Origin of the sequence: Malaciobacter halophilus (genome assembly GCF_002837275.1) — a bacterium.
Taxonomy (GTDB): Bacteria; Campylobacterota; Campylobacteria; order Campylobacterales; family Arcobacteraceae; genus Malaciobacter; species Malaciobacter halophilus.
The window spans coordinates 1-465 of the sequence record NZ_NXIF01000094.1; the positions used below are offsets into that span (position 1 = coordinate 1).

Annotated in this window: 1 pseudogene; it reads left to right on the top strand. The window is 31.0% G+C overall.

The features are described 5' to 3' along the window. Positions 1 to 360 (top strand): annotated as a pseudogene (locus CP960_RS14015) (methyl-accepting chemotaxis protein); the annotation flags it as partial. Between the last annotated feature and the right edge of the window lie 105 nt (positions 361 to 465).

A 465-nucleotide genomic window follows, 5' to 3' on the forward strand; every position in this document is an offset into this window, starting at 1 on the left:
ATAGCAAATGCAAGTAAAGAGCAAGAGTCAGGAATCACACAAATAAATGATGCAGTAACACAATTAGACCAACAAACACAAAAGAATGCATCAATAGCAACACAAACACATGAGATAGCAATACAAACAGATACAATAGCAAAAGAGATAGTAAGTGATGCAAACTCAAAAGAGTTTATAGGAAAAGAAGAGGCAAGAGTAAAAAAAATAGAGGTAAAAGAGAAAGAAGAGCCAAAAGCAAAATATAATTATGAAGAAGAGGAGTATAAAAAGACTACTTCATATAATTCAAAACCAAAACAACCTGAAACTTTTACTTCTCAAAATAGTGATAAAGATGATGAGTGGGAGAGCTTTTAAGCTCTTTTACTCTTGTCCACTTTTAAAAGGAAGTGTTACTAAAAAAAGAGCACCCTTATTAGTATTTTCTACACTAATTTCACCTTCCATATTTTTTTCAACAAT